This is a genomic window from Thermus caldifontis (assembly GCF_003336745.1).
GTDB classification, from domain to species: Bacteria; Deinococcota; Deinococci; order Deinococcales; family Thermaceae; genus Thermus; species Thermus caldifontis.
In genome coordinates, this window is record NZ_QGMX01000003.1 from 120,593 (window position 1) to 138,924 (window position 18,332).

General features: G+C 66.1%; 18 protein-coding genes. 9 read left to right on the forward strand and 9 right to left on the reverse strand.

Annotated features, from left to right (window positions below; all coding sequences use genetic code 11):
- Positions 1–37 precede the first annotated feature (37 nt).
- Entirely contained in the window at positions 38–1,186 is a 1,149-nt protein-coding gene (gene dnaN, locus DK874_RS06105; protein WP_114313137.1) for a DNA polymerase III subunit beta, read from the reverse strand.
- A gap of 298 nt (positions 1,187–1,484) precedes the next feature.
- Positions 1,485–2,798 carry a chromosomal replication initiator protein DnaA gene (gene dnaA, locus DK874_RS06110; RefSeq protein ID WP_114313262.1) on the reverse strand — a complete coding sequence of 438 codons (1,314 nt, stop codon included), beginning with the start codon at positions 2,796–2,798 and terminating at the stop codon, positions 1,485–1,487.
- 44 nt (positions 2,799–2,842) lie between these two features.
- Between dnaA and mnmG the strand changes: the two genes are divergently transcribed.
- From mnmG to DK874_RS06130, 4 genes are read left to right on the forward strand one after another with little or no spacing between them, the layout of a single operon-like run.
- Positions 2,843–4,657, forward strand: coding sequence for a tRNA uridine-5-carboxymethylaminomethyl(34) synthesis enzyme MnmG (gene mnmG, locus DK874_RS06115; protein ID WP_275887332.1), 1,815 nt, complete (start codon positions 2,843–2,845; stop codon positions 4,655–4,657).
- A gap of 37 nt (positions 4,658–4,694) precedes the next feature.
- Positions 4,695–5,423 carry a 16S rRNA (guanine(527)-N(7))-methyltransferase RsmG gene (rsmG, locus tag DK874_RS06120; protein WP_114313139.1) on the forward strand — a complete coding sequence of 243 codons (729 nt, stop codon included), beginning with the start codon at positions 4,695–4,697 and terminating at the stop codon, positions 5,421–5,423.
- The gene (gene soj, locus DK874_RS06125; protein ID WP_114313140.1) at positions 5,417–6,169 is read left to right on the forward strand and encodes a chromosome-partitioning ATPase Soj; all 753 of its coding nucleotides are present in this window, start codon (positions 5,417–5,419) and stop codon (positions 6,167–6,169) included. Before rsmG ends, soj begins: the two co-directional genes overlap by 7 nt.
- Complete coding sequence (locus tag DK874_RS06130) at positions 6,153–6,965, forward strand: ParB/RepB/Spo0J family partition protein (protein ID WP_114313141.1); 813 nt, start codon at positions 6,153–6,155, stop codon at positions 6,963–6,965. Before soj ends, DK874_RS06130 begins: the two co-directional genes overlap by 17 nt.
- Here DK874_RS06130 and DK874_RS06135 read toward each other — a convergent pair.
- The 3 genes from DK874_RS06135 to DK874_RS06145 are packed head-to-tail and all read right to left on the reverse strand — an operon-like array spanning position 6,953 to position 9,942.
- A complete protein-coding gene (locus DK874_RS06135; protein ID WP_114313142.1) occupies positions 6,953–9,004 on the reverse strand; it encodes a DNA internalization-related competence protein ComEC/Rec2 in 2,052 nt (683 codons plus the stop codon). The genes DK874_RS06130 and DK874_RS06135 overlap by 13 nt on opposite strands.
- Positions 9,005–9,253: a ComEA family DNA-binding protein gene (locus DK874_RS06140; protein ID WP_162798739.1), complete on the reverse strand. Its 249-nt coding sequence runs from the start codon at positions 9,251–9,253 to the stop codon at positions 9,005–9,007. It lies immediately after the preceding gene.
- 32 nt (positions 9,254–9,285) lie between these two features.
- Positions 9,286–9,942, reverse strand: a complete 657-nt coding sequence (locus DK874_RS06145; RefSeq protein WP_114313143.1) for a YcxB family protein — start codon at positions 9,940–9,942, stop codon at positions 9,286–9,288.
- A gap of 23 nt (positions 9,943–9,965) precedes the next feature.
- Here DK874_RS06145 and DK874_RS06150 point away from each other — a divergent pair, with 23 nt between their 5' ends.
- From DK874_RS06150 to pfkA, 5 genes are all read left to right on the forward strand, one after another.
- A complete protein-coding gene (locus DK874_RS06150) occupies positions 9,966–10,616 on the forward strand; it encodes a glycerophosphodiester phosphodiesterase (RefSeq protein WP_114313144.1) in 651 nt (216 codons plus the stop codon).
- Positions 10,617–10,626: 10 nt separating this feature from the next.
- Complete coding sequence (locus DK874_RS06155) at positions 10,627–11,157, forward strand: inorganic diphosphatase (RefSeq protein ID WP_114313145.1); 531 nt, start codon at positions 10,627–10,629, stop codon at positions 11,155–11,157.
- Between the two features lie 85 nt (positions 11,158–11,242).
- Positions 11,243–11,740, forward strand: coding sequence for a TFIIB-type zinc ribbon-containing protein (locus DK874_RS06160; RefSeq protein ID WP_114313146.1), 498 nt, complete (start codon positions 11,243–11,245; stop codon positions 11,738–11,740).
- 1 nt (position 11,741) lies between these two features.
- Complete coding sequence (gene rsmI / locus DK874_RS06165; RefSeq protein ID WP_114313147.1) at positions 11,742–12,554, forward strand: 16S rRNA (cytidine(1402)-2'-O)-methyltransferase; 813 nt, start codon at positions 11,742–11,744, stop codon at positions 12,552–12,554.
- Positions 12,551–13,519 (forward strand): 6-phosphofructokinase, encoded by a 969-nt coding sequence (pfkA, locus tag DK874_RS06170; RefSeq protein ID WP_114313148.1) that lies wholly within the window; start codon positions 12,551–12,553, stop codon positions 13,517–13,519. Before rsmI ends, pfkA begins: the two co-directional genes overlap by 4 nt.
- Before the next feature lie 107 nt (positions 13,520–13,626).
- On the opposite strand, the gene DK874_RS06175 is transcribed toward pfkA, so the two are convergent.
- From DK874_RS06175 to DK874_RS06190, 4 genes are all read right to left on the reverse strand, one after another.
- Positions 13,627–14,082 carry a hypothetical protein gene (locus DK874_RS06175; RefSeq protein ID WP_114313149.1) on the reverse strand — a complete coding sequence of 152 codons (456 nt, stop codon included), beginning with the start codon at positions 14,080–14,082 and terminating at the stop codon, positions 13,627–13,629.
- Positions 14,083–14,098: 16 nt separating this feature from the next.
- Positions 14,099–16,471 carry a phenylalanine--tRNA ligase subunit beta gene (gene pheT / locus DK874_RS06180; protein WP_114313150.1) on the reverse strand — a complete coding sequence of 791 codons (2,373 nt, stop codon included), beginning with the start codon at positions 16,469–16,471 and terminating at the stop codon, positions 14,099–14,101.
- Complete coding sequence (pheS, locus tag DK874_RS06185; RefSeq protein ID WP_114313151.1) at positions 16,468–17,529, reverse strand: phenylalanine--tRNA ligase subunit alpha; 1,062 nt, start codon at positions 17,527–17,529, stop codon at positions 16,468–16,470. Before pheS ends, pheT begins: the two co-directional genes overlap by 4 nt.
- 128 nt (positions 17,530–17,657) lie before the next feature.
- Entirely contained in the window at positions 17,658–18,317 is a 660-nt protein-coding gene (locus tag DK874_RS06190) for a DUF5639 domain-containing protein (RefSeq protein ID WP_114313152.1), read from the reverse strand.
- Positions 18,318–18,332: the final 15 nt, after the last annotated feature.

Consider the following 18,332-nt stretch of genomic DNA (forward strand, 5'->3'; position numbering starts at 1 on the left):
GGCTTATGGAAGCCCTTCCCGTCATCCCGGCTAAAGTTTACACCCTAAGGGGCACCACCACCGCCTGGTACCCTTCCCCTGGGGCACCTAGGGAAGCCTCCAGGGGACGGAGGAGGCTTGGGCTGGTGGGACCAGAAAGGAACAGGCTAGCCTCACCCGATAGGGGGGAAAGGGCCTCCAGGAGGTAGCGGGCATTGTAGGCCACCGCCAGGGGTGTGCCCTCGAGGCGCACCCGGATCTCCTCCCGGCCTTTCCCATAATCCCCTTCCGCGGAAAGTATGGCCCGGCCCTCCTCAAACATGAGGTCTACCCGATGGTTCTGCCGGTCCGCAAGGACGCTAACCCGGCGCAAGGCCTCGCGGAAAGCCTCCACCTCAAAGGTGGCCTTCAGGGGAAACTCCTTGGGGATCACCCGCTCATAATCGGGAAACTCCCCTTCCATAAGGCGAACCGCCATCCGCACCTGCCCCTGGGGGGAATCCCCCAGGCCTCCCGTGGCCAAACCCAGGATGCCCGGGCCCAGGGCCAGGGCCACCTCCCCTTCCCCCATGGCCTTGAGAACCCGCACCATCTCGTCCACGCTGCGGGCGGGCACCACCGCCTTCTTGGTGAAGGGCTGGGGCTTGGCAAGCCCGTAAAGGGCCAAGCGGTACCCATCGGAGGCCACGGAGCGCAACCCCTTCTCGGAGAACTCCAGCTGGACGCCCCGGAAAATGGCGCGGTATTCCTCGTTGCTGGCGGCATAGCGCACATGCGAAAGGGCCCGCTGAAGCTCCTCCACGGAAAGCAGGGTCTGCAAGGGGTAAGGCTCCGAGGGTCCCTCATGGCTGGGGAAAAACAACTCCGGGTACCCCTCATCGGGCGCCAGGCTCAGCCGGGTGCTGAAGGAGCCCGAGGAAAGGAAAAGCTCCGCGCCAAAGGCCAGCTCCACTTGGTCCCCGGGAAGGCTGCGCACCAGTTGGAAAAAGGGCTGGGCCGGAACCAGAAACCGGCCCTCCCCCTCGCTGGAGAGGTGGAGGCGCACCTCCAGATCCACTTCCCCGTTGGTCCCAAACAGGGTCAGGACCCCCGGGGAAAGGGCAAGGCCCAAGTAGGTGAAAAGGGGGTTGGAGCTTCGCGTGGGTATGACCCTCTCCAGCAAGGAGACGTGTTCGGTAAGCAAGTTTTTGGGAATGGTTACCTTCATTGTGGCTTCCTCCTCTCTACTGCTCTTACTGGTTCTTTTAAAGCTTTATAAGGATAGTAGTCGTAGTAGTAGGGGCTGTGGATATGTGGATAAGGGGGGATAAATCCCGTCGGGGAGGGCAAACCGCATGTGGAAAACTCCTGTGGATAACTGGCCTTGGCCTGTGGATAAGCTGTGGATAACTGGCCAGTTATCCACAGGCTAGAGAAGCGGCCAGGTTTTCCACAAGTTGTCCACAAGGTTATCCACAGAAAAACCCGGGTTATCCACAGGGTTATCCACAGGTTATCCACAGGGGTCATGACAGGGCCTCTTTCAGGCTGCGAAGCAGCTTCTGCACCTCTCGGTCGCTTTCCGAAAGTTCCTGAACCTTTTGGATGGCGTAAAGAACGGTGGTGTGATCCCGTCCCCCGAAAAGCTGGCCGATCTCCGGTAGGGAGGAGCGGGTGAGCTCCCGAACCAAGAACATGGCGATCTGACGGGGCAGGACCACCTCCTTGCGCCTCCCCCCGCCCAATAGCTCCTCAGGCCGGAGGGAGAAGTATTCGGCCACCTTGCGCACGATCTCTTGGGGGTCGATCTCCACCTCCCTGGAGGCGAAGATGTCGGAAAGGGCCTTGGTGGCCACAGCCCGGGTAAGCTCCACCCCGTTTAGGGAAGCATAGGCGATGGTGCGCATCAGGGCCCCCTCCAGCTCGCGGATGTTGGAGGTCACTTGGCGGGCTATGTACTCCAGCACCTCCTCGCTGATGCGCAGGCCCCGTTGTTCGGCGTTCATCTTCAGGATGGCGATGCGGGTTTCCAGGTCGGGGGGCTGGATGTCGGTGATCAGGCCCCATTCAAACCGGCTTCTTAGGCGGGCCTCGAGGGTCAGGATGTCCTTGGGGGGCCGGTCGGAGGAGAGGATGATCTGCTTGTGGGCCTCGTAAAGGGCGTTGAAGGTGTGAAAGAACTCCTCCTGGGTGCGCTCCTTGCCGGCGATGAACTGGATGTCGTCCACCAAAAGGAGGTCCACGGAGCGGTAGCGCTCGCGAAACTCCGTCATGCGGTCCTCACGGATGGCGTTGATGAGCTCGTTGGTGAAGGTTTCCGTGGACACGTACTCAATCTTCAGGTGGGGGAACCGTTTGGCCACGGAGTGGCCCACCGCGTGCATGAGGTGGGTCTTACCCAGGCCCACGCCCCCGTAGATGAAAAGGGGGTTGTAGGCCCTTCCCGGGGACTCGGCCACCGCCACCGCCGCCGCATGGGCCATGGAGTTGTTGGGACCCACCACGAAGTTCTCGAAGGTGTACTTGGGATTGAGGTTGGGTTTGGGGGTTTCAGGGGTGGGGGCGCTGTGGAAGATATCCTCCTGGACGGCCACGCTGGGCACCACCTTGAGCTCAAACCGAGGGGCTTGGGCACCGAGGAGGCTGAGGGCTTCCTGGATCAGCTCGGCGTAGTGCCGCTTGATCCAGTCCAGGGCGAAGGAGGTGGGCACCGCCAGCTGGAGCACCCCATCCTGGATGCCCAGGGGGCGGATGCGCTCAAACCAGGTGTGGAACTCCACCTCGGTGATGTTGCGACGGATGTGCTCCAGGATGTGTTGCCAGATGGCCTCGTGGGTCAAGGCTACCCCCCCGCGTTTCCGGAGGAACATTCTACGCCAAGGCCTTGGGTAAAGTGGAGGGTGGGATGCGGTACGACGTGGTGGTGGTGGGAGGTGGGCATGCCGGCATTGAGGCTGCTTGGGCGGCGGCAGCCTTGGGGGTGCGGGTGGCCCTGGTCACCATCAACCCCGAGCGCATAGGCATGATGCCCTGCAATCCGGCGGTGGGCGGGCCGGGGAAGAGCCAGCTGGTGGCGGAGCTCACCGCCCTCGGGGGCCTTATGGGCCGGGCGGCGGACGAAACCGCCATCCACACCCGGGTGCTGAACCGGTCCAAGGGGCCGGCGGTGCAAAGCTTGAGGGTCCAGGTAGACAGGGATCTCTACGCCCTCAAGGCCCAGGAAATCCTGGCGGAGAGGCCATTAGAGGTGATCCGGGGGGAGGTGGCGGGCCTTTGGGTGGAGGGAGGAAGGCTTCTTGGGGTGCGCACCGTGGACGGGCGGGGGATCGCCGCCAAGGCGGTGGTGGTGGCGGGGGGTACCTTCCTGGGCGGGGTGGTTTGGTATGGGCGGCGGTCCCGGCCGGCGGGGCGGCAGGGGGAGCCTCCCGCGCGGTTCCTCTCCCAGAGCTTAAAGGCGGTGGGCCACACCCTAAGGCGCTTTAAAACCGGTACCCCACCCAGGATCCGGGCGGACTCCGTGGAGTTTGGTGAGCTCCTGGTGGTGCCCCCTGAGGTTCCCCCGGGAAGCTTCACCGGAAACCCGGGTCCCTATGCCACCAGGCTCCCCACCTGGCAGACCCGGACCACGCCCCGGACCCACCGCCTGATCCGGGAGAACCTGCACCTCTCCCCTCTTTATGCGGGGGACATTGTGGGCATCGGCCCCCGTTACTGCCCCTCCATCGAGGACAAGGTGGTGCGTTTTTCCGACAAGGAAAGCCACCTCCTCTTCGTGGAGCCCGACGGGCTCGCCACCAGCGAGGTGTACCTGCAGGGGTTTTCCTCCAGCCTGCCGCCTGAACTCCAGGAAGAGATGGTGAGGAGCCTGCCGGGGTTTGGGCGGGCGGTGATGCAGCGGTACGCCTATGCGGTGGAGTACGACAGCCTGGATCCCACGGAGCTCACCCGGGGCCTGCAGTCCCGGTTGCTGCCCGGGCTTTTCAGTGCCGGGCAGGTGAACGGTACCTCGGGGTACGAGGAGGCGGCGGCCCAGGGGCTTCTGGCGGGCCTAAATGCGGCCCGCTTTGCCCTGGGTCTTCCCGAGGTCCACTTGCCCCGGGAAAGCGGCTACATGGGGGTGATGGTGGATGACCTGGTGGGCCGGGGGACGGACGAACCCTACCGCATGATGACCTCGCGGGTGGAGCTCCGCCTTCTTTGTCGGGCGGACAACGCGGACGAGCGCCTGGTGCCCCTGGCGGTGGAGTGGGGCCTGAGGCCCAGGGAGGATCGGGTAAGGGTACAGGAGAAGTACCGGCGGATAGAGGCGGAGCTAAGGCGCCTGGAGGCGTTAAGGCTGGAGGGGGTAAGTGGCCTTCAGTGGTTGAGGCGGCCGGAGAACACCTATGGGGCTTTGGCAGAGCGTTTTCCTCCTCCCCTCCCCCTTAGCCCCGAGGAAGCCCAGCAGGTGGAGATCAGGGCCAAGTACGCGGGGTACATAGAGCGGCAGGAGCGGCTACGGGAGAAGCTGAGGGACCTGGAGGCCTTCCGCATACCCGAGGGATTGGAGTTTCCCCGGGTTCCGGGGCTTTCTCGGGAGGCCGTGGAGAAGCTCTCCCGGGTGAGGCCGCGCACCGTGGCGGAGGCGGCCCGGGTTCCCGGGATACGGGACTCGGACCTCACGGCCCTCTTGGTGCACCTCAGGGTGCTGGCCCACTAGAGGGGGGGATGTTTCCCGTGAAACAAGGGAGGCGGGGGTGGGTCTGAGCCCCAGGGGCGTCCGGCTTCTTCTGGAAGGGGGGCGGGCCTTGGGTTTGGACCTCGAGGCCCACCTTTCCGCCTTCTCCCGCCTTTACCACCTCCTCATGGAGGCCAACCGGCGCACCAACCTCACCGCCTTGCGCACGGAGGAGGACGTGGTGGTCAAGCACTTCCTGGATTCCCTAACCCTCCTCACCCTACCCCTTTTTGAGGGGGCCATCCGGGTTCTAGACCTGGGCACAGGGGCGGGGTTCCCTGGGCTTCCCTTGAAGATCGTGCGGCCTGAGCTGGAGATCACCCTTTTGGACGCCACCAAGAAGAAGGTGGCCTTTGTGGCCCAGGCGGTGGAGGCCCTGGGGTTGAAAGGGGCCTACCCCCTCTGGGGCCGGGCGGAGGAGCTGGCCCACCTGCCCGAGCACCGGGAGGCTTATGGGCGGGTGGTGGCCCGGGCGGTGGCGCCCCTATGCGTTTTGGTGGAGCTGGGCTTGCCCTTTGTGGCCCTGGGGGGGTATATGGTGGCGCAAAAGGGGCCGAGGGTGGCGGAGGAGGTGGCGCCTTTGCCCAAGGCCCTGGCCCTTCTTGGAGGCGGCTCGGTTACCGTCCACACTTTGCTCCTTCCCGTGGCCCTGGAGGAGCGGAACCTGGTGGTGGTGGCCAAGGAGGCCCCCACCCCGGCCAGGTATCCCCGGCGCCCGGGGGTGCCCGAGAAAAATCCTTTATGCTAGGGTCCAAGGTGTTGCGGCGGATCGCCCTGGTGAACCAGAAGGGGGGGGTGGGCAAGACCACCACCGCCATCAACCTAGCCGCCTACCTGGCCCGCATGGGGAAGAGGGTGCTCCTGGTGGACCTGGACCCCCAGATGAACGCCACCAGCGGCCTGGGGCTCCGGCCCGACCGCGGGGTGTACCAGGTCTTGCAGGGGGAGCCCCTGGAGGCCTTGGTGCAGCCCGTGGATGGCTTCTTTCTCTTGCCGGCCACCCCGGAGCTGGTGGGGGCCACGGTGGAACTCCTGGAAAGGCCCATGGCCTTGGGGGAGGCCTTACGGGACGAGGGGTACGATATCACCCTTCTGGACGTGCCTCCTAGCCTCTCCGCCCTCACCCTAAGCGCCCTGGCGGCAGCCCATGGGGTGGTGGTCCCGGTGCAGGCGGAGTACTACGCCCTGGAAGGGGTGGCGGGGTTGCTCACCACCCTGGATGAGGTGCGCACCCGGCTGAATCCCCGCCTCCGGCTTCTCGGCATCCTCATCACCATGTACGACGGCCGTACCCTCTTGTCCCAGCAGGTGGAGGCCCAGCTTAGGGCCCACTTCGGGGAGAAGGTGTTTTGGACGGTGGTACCCCGGAACGTGCGCCTGGCGGAAGCCCCCAGCTTCGGCAGGACCATCGCCCAGCATGCGCCCACCTCTCCTGGGGCCCACGCCTACCGCCGCCTGGCCGAGGAGGTGATCGCCCGTGTCCAAGAAGGCTAGCGGCTTAGGGAGGGGCCTCGAGGCCCTCCTGCCCAAGGGAACAGGAAGCGTGGTGCGCCTTCCCCTTTCCGCCATCCGACCCAATCCCCACCAGCCGAGGAGAAGGTTCTCCCAGGAGGGGCTGGAGGAACTGGCCGCTTCCATCCGGGAGAAGGGCCTTCTCCAGCCCCTCTTGGTGCGCCCTAAGGGCGAGGGTTACGAACTGGTGGCAGGGGAAAGGCGCTACCGGGCCGCGGAGATGGCGGGCCTGGGCGAGGTCCCGGTGGTCATCCGCGACCTCACGGACCAGGAGGCCTTGGAGCTGGCTTTGGTGGAGAACCTCCAGCGGGAGGACCTCACCCCCCTGGAGGAGGCCCGGGGCTACCAGGCCCTCTTGGGTTTGGGCCTTACCCAGGAGGAGGTGGCCAAGCGGGTGGGTAAGGCCCGTTCCACGGTGGCCAACGCCCTAAGGTTGCTCCAGCTTCCCCAAGAGGTGCTGGAGGCCCTAGACCAGGGGCTCATCAGCGCCGGCCATGCCCGGGCCCTTTTGATGCTGGAGCCTGAGGACCGCCTTTGGGGCCTAAAGGAGATCCTGGATAAGGGCCTTTCCGTGCGCCAGGCCGAGGCCTTGCGGGAGCGTCTGCTGCGCGAACGGGAGCGCAAAGACCAGGAACCCTCCCCCCTTTCCCTGGAGCTTTCCCGGCACCTGGGCCTGCCGGTGAAGGTGGTGGGGGGAAGGAAGGGGAAGGTGGTCATCCACTACCGTTCCCTGGAGGAGCTGGAGGCCCTCCTGGAGCGCCTGGGCTACCAGGCGTAGCCGAAGAGGACCCGCACCGCCCCGTGTTGGTCGGTGCGGTAGACCGTTATCCCGCGCTGGGCCAGGCGCTTTAGGACCTCGGGGTGGGGATGGCCGTGAGGGTTCCGGCCCACGCCGATGAGGGCCACCTGGGGCCGGATGCGCTCCAGGAGGTCTTCGTCTGTGCCCGTGTGGGAGCCGTGGTGGCTCACCTTCACCACCTCTATTTTGGGTGAGGCGAGCTTCCTTTCCGCCTCCCGGGGTACGTCCGCTAGGAGGAGGGCCTTGGCACCGGCGAAGTCCAGGAGGAGGACCAGGCCGCTCAGGTCGTCGGTGGCCTGCGGGTGGGGGGGCCAGAGGACCTCGAGGCCACCCCTTCCCACCCGAAAACGGCTCCCTGTTCCCGGGTAGCGTGTGGGCACCCCTTTGGCCTTGAGGGACTGGACCAGGGGATGGTCCTCCGAAAAGGCCGGGGAGAGGAGGGCAAGGCCGATGGGTACTTCCTCCACCACCCTCAGAAGGCCCCCATAGTGATCGGCATCGGGATGGGTGGCCACCAGGACCTCGAGGGCCCCTACCCCCAAGGCCCTCAGGGCCCGCACCACCTTCTCCCCCTGCTCCGGCCTCCCGCCATCCACCAGCACTTCGGCCCCGCCCAGGCGGGCCAAAAGGGCATCCCCCTGGCCCACGTCCAGGGCCCAAAGGTCCAGGGGTTTGGGCCAGGCGGAAAGGAGGCTCAGGAGGATGGGCAGGCTGGTGAGGAGAAGGGCTTGCCGCCAAGGCAGGAGGCGGTAAAGGGCCAGGAATAAGGGTAGAAGCCCCAGGTAGTAGAGGGCGAAACCACCGGGGGAGACCTCCCCCCACCAAAGCAGGGGGCCTTGGCCGGCCCAGCGGGCAAGAAGGACGAGGGCCTGGGCCAAGGGTTCCACCAGGGGGGCGAGGAGCCCACCCAGGAGGAGCTTAAGGACGCCTAGGGGCACCAGGAGGGCCACCAGGGGCAGGGCCAGGAGGTTGCTGAGGGGCGAGAGGAGGGGGAGGAAGCCAAAGCGGTGAAGGAGTAGGGGGGCCAAGAGGGCCTGGGCCCCCAGGCTGGCCAGGAGGGTGCCCAAGAGGTAACCCCTGAACGTTGGGGGAAGGCGAAGGGGTGGCAGGGCCAGGGCGATGCCCAGCACCGCCAGGTAGGAGAGCTGGAGGGAAAGGCTCAGGAGGCTTTGGGGAAGCCAGAGAAGCTGAAGGAAAAGGGCCAGGCCCAGGGCCTGGAGCACCCCGGCCGCTCCCAGGCCCAGGAAGAGGCCCAGGAGGGAGAGCCCGGCCATCAGGCTGGCCCGCACCAGGGAGGGGGTGGGTCCAGCCAGCCAAAGGTAGAGGGGTAGCGCCAAGAGGGCCAGGAGGTACCGCCACCGGCCCAAGGGGGTGAGGAGGAGAACCAGGCTACCCACCAGGAAGCCCACGTGGAGGCCGGAAAGGGCCAGGAGATGGGCGAGGCCCGCCTTTTGGAACCACGTATAGGCTTCCTCCAGTCCCCCCTTCTCCCCTAGGGTGAGCCCCTCCATCACCTCCTTGGCCATGGGGCTTAGGCCCTGGGCCAGGCGGCTCCGGAAGGGGGCGCGGGTTTCGGGAAGGGGAGCCAAGGGCTTTGCCCGTTCCACGTGAAACACCCCCCTCACCCCCTGGGCAAGGAGCCAGGCCCTCTGGTCAAACCCGCCGGGGTTCCGCGGAGCTTCCGGAGGGGCCAGGTAGCCCCTTAGGTGGTAGATGCCGTCCTCCAGGGGCGGGAAGTGCCTTACCCAGAGCCGGTGCCCCTCCCAGGTGGTGAAACCACCCCGAACGGGGAAGGTTCCCTCCAGCCACAGGCCATAGGGGGGTTCGGGGATGGGCAGGAGAAGACCTCGCAGGGCCACCAGGGCGAGGCCCAGGGCTAAGGGCAGGCGGAAAAAGGGCAAAAGCCCCAAGGCCAACAGGAAGACCCCGGGGTGAAGCAGACCCCAGGCCCCCAGCAAACCGCCCAATCCTAGCCCCACGCTGGGACTCAGTAAGGGAGGGGGTCCGGGAAGCCTCATCTAGGGTCGCACGTACGGCCTAAGCCGCTCCAGGGTGGCTGGCCCGATGCCCTTAACCCTTAGGAGGTCCTCCACCTGGTGGTAGGGTCTTCCTTCCACGATCCGCTGGGCCAGGACGGGGCCGATGCCGGGGAGTTCCATGAGGTCCTCGAGGCTCGCCCGGTTTAGGCTCACAGGCTCAGGCGCTGGAGGTGGAAAAGCGGCCTCCACCATGGTCTCCACCCGCACCCAGTGAGGCTGGGGGGCCATCTTGGGCCAGAGGCTGGCAAGCCCGAGGAGGGCTACCGCGAGGAGGTAGAGGAGGTGGAGGAGGACCACTCCGTCAAGGCCAGGCCCAACCCGCCCAGGAGGACGCCGGCCAGCACCCAAGGATCCGCTCCCGGGTTTAGGGCCACGAAGGCCACGGTGTAGGCTAGGGTGAGGACGGATAGGATCCTTAGGGGAAGGGCGAAAGGGTTTCTTCCCCCTGGAGCCTGGGGCGTGGGGACTGGGGGAGGGGATTCCGGCTCCGGGGCCAGCTCCACCGAGTCCCGCTTGGCGGCGGGTTCCTCTTCCCACACCGGGGCCTTGGGGGGCTCGGGAGGCGGTGGGGGGGCCACTTCTTGGGTCAGCGGAGCCATGGGGACAGAGGCTTGGGCCGAGGTGGCTTTGCGGGCCCGGGCCACGTGGGGTTTCAGCCCTTCCAAAAAGGCTTTGAGCTCCTCCAGGGGGAAGGCCTTCAAGGGAAGGACCAGGGAATCCCCCTCCCCTTGCACCAGAAGGGTACCGGCCTCTCCTTTGCCCACCCGGCGGATCCTGGAAAGCTCCAGGCGCTTTACCCCGGCCTCGTCCACAAAGACCAAATGGGCTTGGGTGACGGCCAGAAAGCCACCCGGACCTTCCAGCTTGGCCAGGGCTTCCTCGCCCAAGCGGGAAAACGCCGCCTCATACTTGCCCATGGCCCCATTGTATACTTCCCCTCGTGCCCTTGCGCTTGGGACACCGCGGTGCCCCCTGCCTGGCGGAAGGCGAGCCCCCCACCTATGCGGAGAATACCCTGGAGGCCTTTCGCCGGGCCTTGGAGGCAGGACTGGACGGATTCGAACTGGACGTGCACCTGACCCGGGATGGGGTCTTGGTGGTGCACCACGACTTCACCCTGGGGGGAATCCCTCTAAACGGGCTTGGCTTTAGGGAGCTTCCGGCCTATGTGCCCACCCTCGAGGAGGTACTCCAGGCCTTTCCAGGAGCCTGGATCAACGTGGAGCTGAAAAGCCTCCCTCCGGAAACCGACGGCCGGGAAGAAGCCTTGGCCCGGCTCCTGGCCCGCCATCCCTCGGATAGGATCTGGGTGAGCTCCTTTGATCCCTTGGCCCTGGTGCGGCTTGAGCGGCTTGGGGTGGGTCCCCTGGGCCTGCTCTATGAGCACGAGGAGGCGGAGGCCTTGGCCCCCTGTCTTGGGGTGGAATGGGTACATCCCGAGGCCTCTTTGCTCACCCAGGACAGGGTCAGGGAGCTAAAGGTCCGTTACCGGGTGCTGGCTTGGACGGTGAACCGCCGCCAGCAAGCCCAGGAGCTTGCCGCCTGGGGGGTGGATGCCCTGGTCACCGATTTTCCGGGGGTCCTCGTATAATGGGGGGGCTATGGCGAACCTGAAGAGCCTTCCGGTGGGCAAAGGAGCCCCTGAGGTGGTCCACATGGTCATCGAGGTGCCCCGGGGTTCCGGAAACAAGTACGAGTACGATCCGGACCTTGGGGTTATCAAGCTGGACCGGGTTCTCCCCGGAGCCCAGTTCTATCCTGGGGACTATGGGTTTATCCCCTCCACCTTGGCGGAGGACGGGGATCCCCTGGATGGCTTGGTGCTTTCCACCTATCCCCTCCTTCCCGGTGTGGTGGTGGAGGTGCGGGTGGTGGGCCTTCTCCTCATGGAGGACGAGAAGGGGGGGGACGCCAAGGTCATCGGGGTGGTGGCGGAGGACCAGCGCCTGGACCACATCCGGGACATCGCCGATGTGCCTGAGGGGGTTAGGCAGGAGATCCAGCACTTCTTTGAAACCTACAAGGCCCTCGAGGCCAAGAAGGGCAAGTGGGTCAAGGTAACGGGTTGGCGGGATCGGCAGGCGGCTTTGGAGGAGGTCCGGGCCTGCATCGCCCGCTACGGGGCCCATTGAGGCCAGTCCCAAGGGATACCAGGAGGGGCCGGGCCGAAGGGCCAGGCCCTTTTTATGCGGATTACAATGGGGTTGGAGGGGGTTTATGGTCTGCCCGGCGTGCGGGGAAACCCTAGAGCTGGAGGGGTACAAGGCGGGGGACCTCGTGGACTGCGAGGCCTGCGGGGCGGTCTTGCGCCTGCTTTCCGACGGCACCTTGGAGCTGGTGGAGGCCCCCCCCGAGGGGGAAAGGGAGGCCTTGTGGGGGCTTTCCGCCTACGGGGAAGGGGAGGAGGCGGTTCTGGTCTTTTCCGACGGCGCCCTGGAGGAGGAGGTGCGGGTTTTGAAGGCGGAGCTTCTGGAGGCCCTTCGCCGGTTGGAGGAGGGCATAGGGGAGGAGCCCCCCAAGGAAGCGGAGGACGAGCCCAACCTGGAGCCCGACTACGTGACGGCCCATGTGGAAACCGACCAGGGCCCCATGGCCCTGCGCCGCATCCTATTCCCGGGAAGCCCGGACCTTCTGGAGTTCACCCTGCCCTCGGGCTCGGTGTACGAGTTCACCTTCCAGGAGGTTCAGGAGCTTTTGAAGTCCGTTCTCCTTTAAGGTGCGCCTGGTCCTGGTCCCCACCCCCATCGGCAACCTAGAGGACATCACCCTAAGGGCCCTAAGGGTCCTAAAGGAGGTGGAGGTGGTGGCCTGCGAGGACACCCGGCGCACCGGGATTCTCCTCCGCCACTACGGCATCGCTACCCCTACCCTGCGCTTGGACCAGCACACGGTGGGAAGGGCCAAGGAACTCCTTTCCCCCTACGCCTACGTGGCCTACGCCACCGACGCCGGTACCCCGGGCATCTCCGATCCCGGGGCGGAGCTGGTGCAGTTGGCGTTAGAATGGGGCTGGCGGGTGGAAGCGCTTCCGGGCCCTACCGCCCTCATCCCCGCCCTGGTGGCCTCGGGCCTGCCTACCCACCGCTTCACCTTTGAAGGCTTTCTGCCAAAAGGTGGCAGGGAACGCAAGGAACGCCTCCAGGCCTTAGCCCGGGAAGGGAGGACCGCGGTGCTTTACGAAAGCCCCCATCGCCTGCAAAGAACCCTGGAGGACCTGGCTGAGGTCTATGGTCCGGAGCACCCTGTAGCCGTGGCTCGGGAGATCAGCAAGGTGCACGAGGAGGTCTTCCGGGGGACCTTGGGGGAGGCTTGGAGGCATTTTCGGAACCCCCGGGGCGAGTTCGTTCTGGTGCTGGGGCCTAAGGAGGCGCAGCCTATAGAGGCCCAGCGGGTCTTGGAGGAGCTGAAAGCCCAAGGCCTTGCGGGCAAGGGGCTTTTCCGGGCTCTTCTGGCGAGGGGGGTTCCCAGGAACGAGGCCTATCGCCTTGCCCTGGAAGAGGCGAAGGAATCTTGGGAGGAGGAGGGATGAAACGGATAGGGGTGTTTACTTCCGGGGGCGATGCCCCGGGGATGAATGCGGCCATAAGGGCGGTGGTGCGCCAGGCCTATGCCCTGGGCCTCGAGGTGATCGGCATCCGCCGCGGGTATGCGGGCATGATCCTGGGGGAGATGGTGCCCTTGGGGGTGCGGGATGTGGCCAACATCCTCCAGCGGGGGGGAACCATCCTCCTCACCGCAAGAAGCCAGGAGTTTCTGACCGAGGAGGGGAGGGCCAAGGCGGCGGAGAAGCTTAAGGCGGCGGGGATCGAGGGCCTGGTGGCCATCGGAGGGGATGGGACCTTTCGCGGGGCCATGCGCCTTTTGGAGGAGCACAAGATCCCCGTGGTGGGGGTGCCCGGCACCATCGACAACGACCTCTACGGCACCGATTACACCATTGGCTTTGACACCGCGGTGAACACGGCCCTCGAGGCCATAGACCGCATCCGGGACACCGCCGCCAGCCACGAGCGGGTCTTCTTCATCGAGGTCATGGGGCGGGACTCCGGGTTCATCGCCCTGGACGTGGGGCTGGCCGGGGGGGCGGAGGTGATCGCCGTACCCGAGGAGCCCGTGGACCCCAAGGCCATCGCCGAGGGGCTTTTGCAGTCCCTGCGCCGGGGCAAGTCCAGCTCCATCGTGGTGGTGGCGGAAGGGGCCTATCCCGGGGGGGCGGCGGGGCTTCTTGCCGCCATAAGGGAGCACGTGCCCGTGGAGGCCCGGGTCACGGTCCTGGGCCATATCCAGCGGGGAGGGAGCCCCACCGCCAAGGACCGCATCCTGGCAAGCCGCCTAGGGGCGGCGGCGGTGGAGGCCTTGGCCGGGGGGACCAGCGGGGTCATGGTGGGGGAGGTGGAGGGGGAGGTGGAGCTCACCCCCCTCAAGGAGGCGGTGGAGCGCAAGAAGGACATCAACCGCGCCCTCTTGGCCCTATCGCGGGTTCTGGCCCTTTAATACCACCCCACCCTGGCGCAAGCCAGTGGGGGCCCCGGGGAAGCCCTTTTGTAGGCCCCATTGCGGAGGTGCCTGACGAAGGGAAGGGAAAGGGGGCAGCAGTGGCCTTACGGCTGGCCTAGGTCCAGGGCTCGCCGGAGCCAGGGGGAAGTCCAGGCCAGGCGGAAGGCCTCCCGGGCGAAGGGGCTTTGGCTTACCCCGTCGTATACCGGGGTGGGAAGGCTTAAGGAGGGGTAGCGAAGGGTTCCGGCGGCGGTTTTTTCCCAGGGATAGCCGGTCCAGATGGCCAGGGCCAGGAATAGGCCCAACAGGAACCCTCCCAAGGAGCCCAGAAGGGCCTCGAGGCCCTGGGAAAGGGAGGGAAGGGGCAGGCTTTTGCCCAGAAGCCCCAGGAGGAGCCCCAGGCCCAGACCCCACCAGGGGCCGACAAACCCCACCTGGGCCAGGAGGAGGTAGAGCACCACCCCAAGCCCGGCAAAGGCCCCCTGGAGGCCACTCCGAAAGCCCCAGGCCAGGCCCACGGCCAGGCTGAGGAGGGCCAGGAGGTCCACCCAGGTGAGCATGGCTTCAGTTTACCCCCTAGCCCCGGATGTACCAGCCCCGGGCCCTTAAGGCGGCCAGGAGACGGGCCATGGCCTCCTCCACCTCCTCGTCCTTCAGGGTGCGCTCGGGGTGGCGGAAGCGCAGGTGGAAGGCCAGGCTCTTCTCCCCCTCCTTAAGGGGTGGGCCCTGGTAAAGGTCAAATAGTTGAAGGCTTTCCAGGTAAGGTCCCGCTGCCTGGCGAAGAAGGGCCTCCACCTCCCCGTAGGGCGTGGCCTCCGGGACCACCACCGCCAGGTCCCGGAGGGCTAGGGGGTAGCGGGAGGGGTCCTGGAAGCGGAAGGGCTTCTCGGGGAGGGGGAGGACCAGCTCAAAGAGGAAGACCGGGGGAAGCTCGAGGGCCGCGAGGATCTCCGGATGTACCTGGCCCAGGAACCCTTTTTCCTCCCCGGCCACCCACACCTTCCCCGAAACCCCGGGATGGAGGAAGGGGTAGGGATGGGCCTCCACCCTTAGGCCCAGGCCCAGCCGGTCCAACAAGGCTTCCAGAAGCCCCTTGAGGAGGGGATACCCGGAAAGCTTCTCCCCATGGGGAAGCCCCAGACCCTCCCCGAAGAGGAGGCCTGCCAGGTGGGTTTCCTCCCTCACCCGCGTTCCCTCTTTCCCAAAAACCTTGCCCACCTCAAAGAGAAGGGCCTTTGGCGGCCGGTCCAGGGCCAGGTTTTCCTGAAGGAGCCTGAGGAGACCAGGGAAGAGGTGGGTCCTCAGGGCGGCCTTCTCCGGGCTCAGGGGGTTTTTCAGGCGCCAGGGGGGTGGGGGCAGGCGGAACAGGGGGGCCTCCTCGGGGTCCATGAAGCTATAGGTGTAGACCTCCTGGAAGCCCAGGCCCGCAAGGAGGTCCTTTAGGCGGCGCTCCCTTTGGTAGGGCCTTTCCACCCCCCGGTTATCGGGGGCGGGGAAGAAGGCGGGAAGGTCCAGGGGGATGCTCTCGTAGCCCTGGATGCGGGCGATCTCCTCTACCAGGTCCTCTTCCAGCTTTAGGTCCAGGCGGCGGCTAGGGGGTGTGACCCGGTAAGGACCTTCCCCTTCCACCCGGCAGCCCAGGCGCCTTAGGATGGAAAGCTGCACCTCCTCCGGGTACTGGGTGCCGAGGAGCCTGTTGGCGTACTGGGGGCGGAAGGGGATGGGCTCGGGTTCTCTGGGAGTTCCCTCCTCCAGGATGCTCTCCGCCACCCGGGCCCCCGCCAGGGCCTGGAGGAGGCTTAGGGCCCTCCTTGCTGCGGGCACCTGGCCCATGGGGTCCACCCCTCGCTCAAAGCGGTAGCTGGCCTCGGTGCGGAGCCCATGCCGCCGGGCGGTCTTGCGGATGGAAACGGGGTCAAACTGGGCCACCTCGAGGGCGATGGCCTCCGTGTCCTCCCGCACCTCGCTTTCCGCCCCCCCCATGACCCCGGCAAGGCCCAGGGGGAAGCTTCTTTCCCCTTGGTAGCCGGCGATCACCAGGTCCTCCGGATGGAGCTCCCTTTCCACCCCGTCCAGGGTGACAAGCCTTTCTTTGGGCTGGGCCCTGCGCACCAGGATCCCCTCCCCAATGAAGCGCAGGTCAAAGGCGTGCATGGGCTGGGCCCATTCCAGCATCACGTAGTTGGTGACGTCCACCACGTTGCTAATGGGCCGCATGCCGCAGGCGAAAAGGATCCGCTGGAGCCAGATGGGGCTTGGCCCCACCCGGAGGCCAAAGGCATAGGAAAGGGTGAAGTGGAAAGCCCCCTTGGGGTCCTCCACCCGGAGGCCGAAGGGGATGGGCACCCCTTCCGTTTCCAGCCGCCCCTCGGGCAGGACCAGGCTATAGCCCAAGGCGTGAAGGTCAAAGGCTAGGCCCAGGATCCCCAGGGCGTCCGGGCGGTTGGGGGTGACCTCAATATCCAGCACCTCTTCTTCCGGCCAGGCCTCGGCCAAGGGGGTGCCAGGGGAGAGGGCATCGGGGGGGAACTCCAAAAGCCCACCCCCATACTCCCCCACCCCAAGCTCCTTGGGGGAGAGGGCCATGCCGTGGGAGACCACCCCCTGGATGGTCCTTTCCCCGATGCGAACCCCCCGCACCTCGGTGCCGGGAAGGGCCAGGGCCACCCCGATCCCCGCACGGGCATTTTCCGCCCCCGAGACCACCTCCACCACCCTCCCCGCATCCAAAACCAGGCGTTTCAGGCCGGTTTTGGGGATGGGATGGGCCTCGGTCAACCCCAAAGGGGTTACCTCGAGGACCCGGGCGAAGACCACGCCTTTGGGCATCTGGAAGATCCTCTCCATGCGGTCGGTTTCAAAGCCCAAGCCTGCCAGGCGCTCCTCCAGCGCCTCGGGGCTTTCCAGCTCGGGTACGTAGCTTTTGAGCCAGGTAAAGGGCACCCTCATAAAATCCCCCGGAACTGCTCCAAGAACTTAAGCCTTCCCCCGAAGAAGTAGCGGATGTCGGGAACGCCGTAGCGGAGCATGGCCAGGCGCTCTATTCCCAGCCCAAAGGCGAAGCCCGTGACCCCCTGGTAGGCGGGGGGAAGGCCCAGGGATTTTCGGTACTCGTCCACCGCTTGGAAAACCTTGGGGTGGACCATCCCCGCCCCCCCCAGCTCCAGCCACTTCCCTCCCTCAGGCCACCAGATGGCGAACTGGGCCCCGGGTTCCACGAAGGGGAAGTAGATGGGCTGGAAGCGCACCCGGGATTCAGGGCCATAAAGGGCCTGGGCCAGCTCGTAGATGGCCCCCTTCAGGTGGGCCATGGTGATCCCTTCCCCCACCACCAAACCCTCCAGCTGGTGGAAGACCGCCTCGTGGGTGGCGTCCGTCTGCTCAAAGCGGAAGACCCGCCCCGGCACCACGATGCGAAAAGGGGGGGTATGGGCCACCATGTAGCGCACCTGCATGGGCGAGGTGTGGGTGCGCAAGAGGAGCCTTCCCCGCACCTCCTCCCCCAAGGGTCCGGGAAGGCCGTGCTCTTCCCCTTCCAGCCAGAAGGTGTCCCACATGTCCCGCGCCGGGTGGTGTTCGGGGATGTTCAGGGCGTCAAAGTTGAAGAACTCGCCCTCCACCTCGGGGCCTTCCACCGCCTGGTAGCCCAGGGAGCGGAAGATCTCCACCAGCTCCCGCTCCATGAGGGTGATGGGGTGGAGTCCCCCGGCGAAAACCTCCACCCCAGGCAAGGAGACATCTTGGCGTTCCCCTTCCAGGGCCCTTCTCAGCTCCTCTTCTACCAAGGCCTTTTCCCGCTCCTCCAAGGCCTTCTCAATGGCCTCCTTGAGGGCGTTCAAGGCCTGGCCCTTGGCCCTCCTTTCCTCCAGGGGAAGGCGGGAGAGGGCCTTCATCTCCTGGGTGAGAAGGCCTTTTTTGCCTAGGTAGCGGGCCTTCAGGGCTTTTAGGGCCTCGAGGTCCTGGGCTTCTCGGATGGCGGCTAGGGCTTCTTGCTCGAGCTCCCGCATCCATTAGAGAATACCGTGCCCTGTCCCCGGGGTGGGGAGGGTGGGGCAAGGGGATGGCGGCACCCTCCTGCGCCCTTTCCCGGACAGGTGGAGGAGTCCGTTTCCCCCCGCTTGGGCCAAGCGGGAACCTAAAGCGCCTGGGCGAGCCTCCGGAAGGCCTCTGGAGGCTCTGGGGCCCTGCCCCCATCCGCCCAGGAAAAGCGGAGGTCCTTTAGAGGACCCTCTCCTACCCCCATCCCTTGGGGGAAGAGGGGACGCAGGTCCAAGGGCTGGGCTTCCTCCCCGCCGAAGGCCTGTTGGAAGCGGGCCACCTCCTTTTCGTGGCCGAAGTGAAAGGCGTAAAGCCACCAACTACCCCCCTCCAGGAGGGCAAAGAGGAAGCGGGGGGTGGGGGTAAGCTCGGGAAACTCCCCGGTGAAGGGCCTTTTCCAAAAGGCCGAGGCCTGCCCCGGCCGCAGGCGGAAGACCACCTCGAGGGCCTCGCCCAAAAGCCCAAAGCTTCCCACAAAAGGCCGCACCAGGTCATAGCCCTGCACGTTCTTCACCACCACCCCCCCGGCCCGCACCACCCGGCCCTTGGGGGTCTTGAAGGTAAGGCCCAATACCTCCCCCGGAAAGAAAAAGGTCTGGCCAAACCCCCCCCGTTCCACAAGCCCCCCCACCCCCCCGGGGAGCTCCACCGGGGGAAAGGGAGGGTAAAGCCCGCTCCCGGCAAGCCTTCCGTAAACCGCAAGAAGCCCGGCCTCCGCAGGGGCCACCAGGTACTGGTCGGCGGCGTGGAGCTCCATGGGGTTATGCTACGG